Annotated in this window: 7 protein-coding genes; all 7 read left to right on the top strand. The window is 54.7% G+C overall.

Annotated features, from left to right (window positions below; genetic code table 11):
• The first annotated feature begins 39 nt into the window (after positions 1-39).
• The 7 genes from R6V78_RS01935 to tnpA all read left to right on the top strand — a co-directional run bounded on the left by R6V78_RS01935 (position 40) and on the right by tnpA (position 3,480).
• Positions 40-300 carry a hypothetical protein gene (locus R6V78_RS01935; protein ID WP_410287633.1) on the top strand — a complete coding sequence of 87 codons (261 nt, stop codon included), beginning with the start codon at positions 40-42 and terminating at the stop codon, positions 298-300.
• Entirely contained in the window at positions 300-533 is a 234-nt protein-coding gene (locus R6V78_RS01930) for a hypothetical protein (protein WP_410287632.1), read from the top strand. Before R6V78_RS01935 ends, R6V78_RS01930 begins: the two co-directional genes overlap by 1 nt.
• A gap of 11 nt (positions 534-544) precedes the next feature.
• On the top strand, positions 545-1,621 hold the full coding sequence (locus R6V78_RS01925) for a YhcG family protein (RefSeq protein ID WP_410287631.1): 1,077 nt from the start codon (positions 545-547) through the stop codon (positions 1,619-1,621).
• Positions 1,605-1,769 (top strand): hypothetical protein, encoded by a 165-nt coding sequence (locus R6V78_RS01920; protein WP_410287630.1) that lies wholly within the window; start codon positions 1,605-1,607, stop codon positions 1,767-1,769. Before R6V78_RS01925 ends, R6V78_RS01920 begins: the two co-directional genes overlap by 17 nt.
• 124 nt (positions 1,770-1,893) lie before the next feature.
• A complete protein-coding gene (locus tag R6V78_RS01915; protein ID WP_410287634.1) occupies positions 1,894-2,298 on the top strand; it encodes a hypothetical protein in 405 nt (134 codons plus the stop codon).
• Between the two features lie 3 nt (positions 2,299-2,301).
• Positions 2,302-2,781 (top strand): hypothetical protein, encoded by a 480-nt coding sequence (locus R6V78_RS01910; RefSeq protein ID WP_410287629.1) that lies wholly within the window; start codon positions 2,302-2,304, stop codon positions 2,779-2,781.
• Between the two features lie 267 nt (positions 2,782-3,048).
• A complete protein-coding gene (gene tnpA / locus R6V78_RS01905; RefSeq protein ID WP_410287628.1) occupies positions 3,049-3,480 on the top strand; it encodes an IS200/IS605 family transposase in 432 nt (143 codons plus the stop codon).
• Positions 3,481-3,658: the final 178 nt, after the last annotated feature.

Here is a 3,658-nt window from a genome sequence, read left to right as displayed (position 1 = left end):
TGGTAGCACGGCCACTCCACGGAACAGGATTTTATCTATGTGACCACGGCCAATTTGACGCACGACCAGCTCCAGCAGCTCTCCGACGAGGTGGGACCGGAGCGCAGCCTGCTGGTGCTCTGCACAGCCTTTCGCGCTCGGGCCGACCGTTTTCCCAACCTGACGGTCAAGAAAATCCCCCGGGCGGATCTGGTCCGCTGCGAATGGGGACATGACGATTACAGCCTGCGGGTGGAAAACCAGCCCCAGGCGCCGCCGCCCAAGGGACAGATGGATTTGTTTGGCGAGGAGCCGGGTTGATGGATGTGATCCTATACAACACCGAAGACGGCAAGTTTCAGCTTGAGGTCCACCTTGAAAAGGATACGGTCTGGCTGACCCAGGACCAGATGGCCGACCTGTTCGGACGTGAACGCTCGGTCATTACCAAACATTTACGCAATGTTTTTAAGGAAGGTGAACTCGAAGAGGCGTCAGTTCGTGCAAAATTTGCACATGCTGCCGCTGACGGCAAAACCTATCAGGTGCAATAAAAAGCAACCCTATGAAAAAGCTTACAAGATTAGATACCAACACCCTGGTCCGGGATATCCGCCACCTGATTGAGGAGGCCCGCCAATCCGTTGCGGCAGCGGTTAATACAGGGCTAACCATGCTCTATTGGCACATCGGCCAAAGGGTCCGCCAAGAGATTCTGAAGGATGGCCGGGCGGAATACGGTGAGGCCATTGTCTCTACACTGTCGCGACAATTGCAAGTCGAATATGGGCGCGGCTTTTCGGCCAAAAACCTGCGCCACATGATCCGATTTGCCGAGGTGTTTGCGGATGAGGCGATTGTCTCGACGTTGTGGAGACAATTGAGCTGGTCCCATTTCAAGGAGATCATCTATCAAAAGGATGCCTTGCAGCGCGATTTTTACGCTGAAATGTGCCGGATCGAGCGATGGAGCGTGCGTGCCTTGCGGCGCAAGATCGATTCCATGCTTTACGAGCGTACCGCTATATCCAAAAAACCCGGGGAATTGATCCGCCACGAGATCGATTCGCTGCGCGCGGCCGATCAACTGACGCCTGACCTTGTTTTCAAGGATCCTTATTTCCTCGATTTTCTGGGACTGCGGGATCGCTATCTGGAAAAGGACCTGGAAGACGCAATTCTACGCGAGCTGGAGCGATTTTTACTTGAACTGGGGGCGGGGTTTTCGTTTATCGCCCGGCAGAAGCGCATTCAGGTGGACAACGACGACTACTATATCGACCTGCTTTTCTTTAATCGCAAACTCAAGCGCCTGTTGGCCATCGATTTGAAACTGGGCGATTTCAAGCCGGCCGACAAGGGCCAGATGGAACTCTATTTGCGCTGGCTGGACAAGTATGAACGCCAGGCGGATGAACTGCCGCCCATCGGGCTGGTGCTGTGTGCCGGCAAGAAACGTGAAACCGTGGAGTTGCTGGCGCTGGAGAACAGCGGCATCCGGGTGGCCGAGTATTTGACCGAACTGCCGCCCCGCAAGGTGCTTGAACAGAAACTGCATGCCGCCATTGAACAGGCTCGAGCAGCATTTGATCACAGGCGTGAACTCACAGCAGGAAACGATGACGATGAACCGACATGTTAATGCCATCTCCGGGCGCTTGAGCCTGCGGCCGCCCCAGCGCACCTCGCTGGAAATCCTCCAGCGCATCACCGAGATCGCCCCGCCCCCGGCAAGGGGGCCGATACGGCCGCCCTGCTGGCGTCCATTCAAAGCGAATTTGCCACGGTAACGGATTTTGAGCGCGAATTTCCCTCCCTCTGTTTTGCCCTGGCCACCGGTGTGGGTAAAACCCGGTTGATGGGCGCCTTTATGAGCTATCTGTACCTGGCCCACGGCTTCGGCAATTATTTTTCCTGGCGCCCAACCTGACCATCTACAACAAACTCATTGCTGATTTTACGCCCAACACGGCCAAGTATGTGTTCAAGGGCATCGCCGAATTCGCCGTGCACCCGCCCACGGTGGTCACGGGCGACACTTATGAGAGCGGCGTCGGCGTACCCGAGGCCTATCGCCAACAAGGCTCCCTGTTTCCGGAACTGGATGGCGTTCATATCAATATCTTCAACATCTCCAAGATCAACTCCGAAGTGCGCGGCGGCAAGTCGCCCCGCATCAAGCGGCTCTCCGAATACATCGGCGAGAGCTATTTCGACTACCTGGCCGGTCTGCCCGACCTGGTACTGCTGATGGACGAATCCCACCGCTACCGGGCCTGCGCCGGGGTACGGGCCATCAATGAACTCAAGCCCATTTAGGGATTGGAACTGACCGCCACCCCCTTTGTGGAGACCGGCCGCGGGGCCATACCGTTCAAGAATGTGATTTATGATTATCCCCTGGGCAAGGCCATGGCCGACGGCTTTGTCAAGGAACCGGCCGTGGTGACGCGCAAGAATTTCAACCCGGCCGGCATGTCGGCCGAGGAGATCGAGCGCTTGAAGCTGGAGGACGGTATCCGGCTTCATGAGAGCGTCAAGGTGGAACTGGAGACCTACGCCCGCGAAAGCGGGAAAGCCATCGTTAAACCGTTTTTACTGGTGATCGCCCGCGACACCACCCATGCGGGCCAATTGCTGCAGTCGATCCAGTCCGACAACTTTTTCGAGGGGCGGGCGGTGCCAGGGGACGGGGTTGAATTAGCACGTTTTTATTCTTCGGCGAATTTCGACCCTTTTCGATCCCTTTCGACAAATTCCCGGTACCGTTTTCGGGCCAGATCCTTTGTTCAGCCAAAATGACGCAGCACCGATTCGACATCCTGCCAGGCGCTTGTGGGTTTGCTTGTCGACGCCCAAAGTGAACCGCCCAATAAGCTCCCAAATAAAAGGTGGGGAGCGCTGAAATTCGGCCCACCCCACCAGTATTCATGTCAATCAACCATCAATAATTGCCCTTAGGTAAACCCCCGGCTATGCCGGGGGACTCACCAGAGTTTGACATTTACGGGAGTAAATGAAAGCCCCTCCGGATGTGAACCGCTCAAAATTCACAAAGGAGAGGCTTTCATGAACGACGTTTCAAGTCTAAACCATAGCAGATGGGAATGCAAATACCATGTGGTCTGGATTCCCAAGTATCGCAAGAAGGCCCTGTACGGCCAGCTGCGCAGGTATCTTGGCCAGGTATTCAAGGATCTGGCCCACAACAGGGAGTGCGAGGTGCTCGAGGGCCATATGATGGCGGACCATGTGCACATGCTTGTGTCAATACCTCCCAAATATGCGGTGGCGCAGGTGATTGGCTACATCAAGGGCAAAAGTGCGATTCATGTGGCCCGCAACTATCTCGGTAAAAAGAGGAATTTCACCGGAGCCCATTTTTGGGCTCGAGGGTATCATGTTTCCACCGTCGGTCGAGATGAGCAGATGATCCGCGAGTACATCAAAGCTCAGGAGCAGGAAGATCGTCGGATCGATCAGCTGAATTTGTTCAAGTAGCAAAGGGCCACCACCTTTGAGGTGGCCCTTTAAACAACCGCTTTGAGCGGTTCACATCTTTCAAGCCTCCGGCTTTGCCGGAGGTATATGACTACAAAAGAACAGACATCTTACAAAGAATATTTGCTATTGGCAAAAAAATGTATGATTACCGTATTTAGTTTAGGTCTTTTGGATT

It is taken from the genome of Desulfosarcina sp. (genome assembly GCF_046496365.1).
In the GTDB taxonomy this organism is placed as follows: Bacteria; Desulfobacterota; Desulfobacteria; order Desulfobacterales; family Desulfosarcinaceae; genus Desulfosarcina.
The sequence above is the reverse complement of the archived record's forward strand: the minus strand, read 5'-3'. Positions and strand labels throughout refer to the sequence as shown.

What these genes read in the sequence shown, in the direction of transcription:
- tnpA (WP_410287628.1), top strand. Translation starts at nt 3,049, where the DNA reads ATGAACGACGTTTCAAGTCTAAACCATAGCAGATGGGAATGCAAATAC.
- R6V78_RS01930 (WP_410287632.1), top strand. Translation starts at nt 300, where the DNA reads ATGGATGTGATCCTATACAACACCGAAGACGGCAAGTTTCAGCTTGAG.
- R6V78_RS01925 (WP_410287631.1), top strand. Translation starts at nt 545, where the DNA reads ATGAAAAAGCTTACAAGATTAGATACCAACACCCTGGTCCGGGATATC.
- R6V78_RS01920 (WP_410287630.1), top strand. Translation starts at nt 1,605, where the DNA reads ATGAACCGACATGTTAATGCCATCTCCGGGCGCTTGAGCCTGCGGCCG.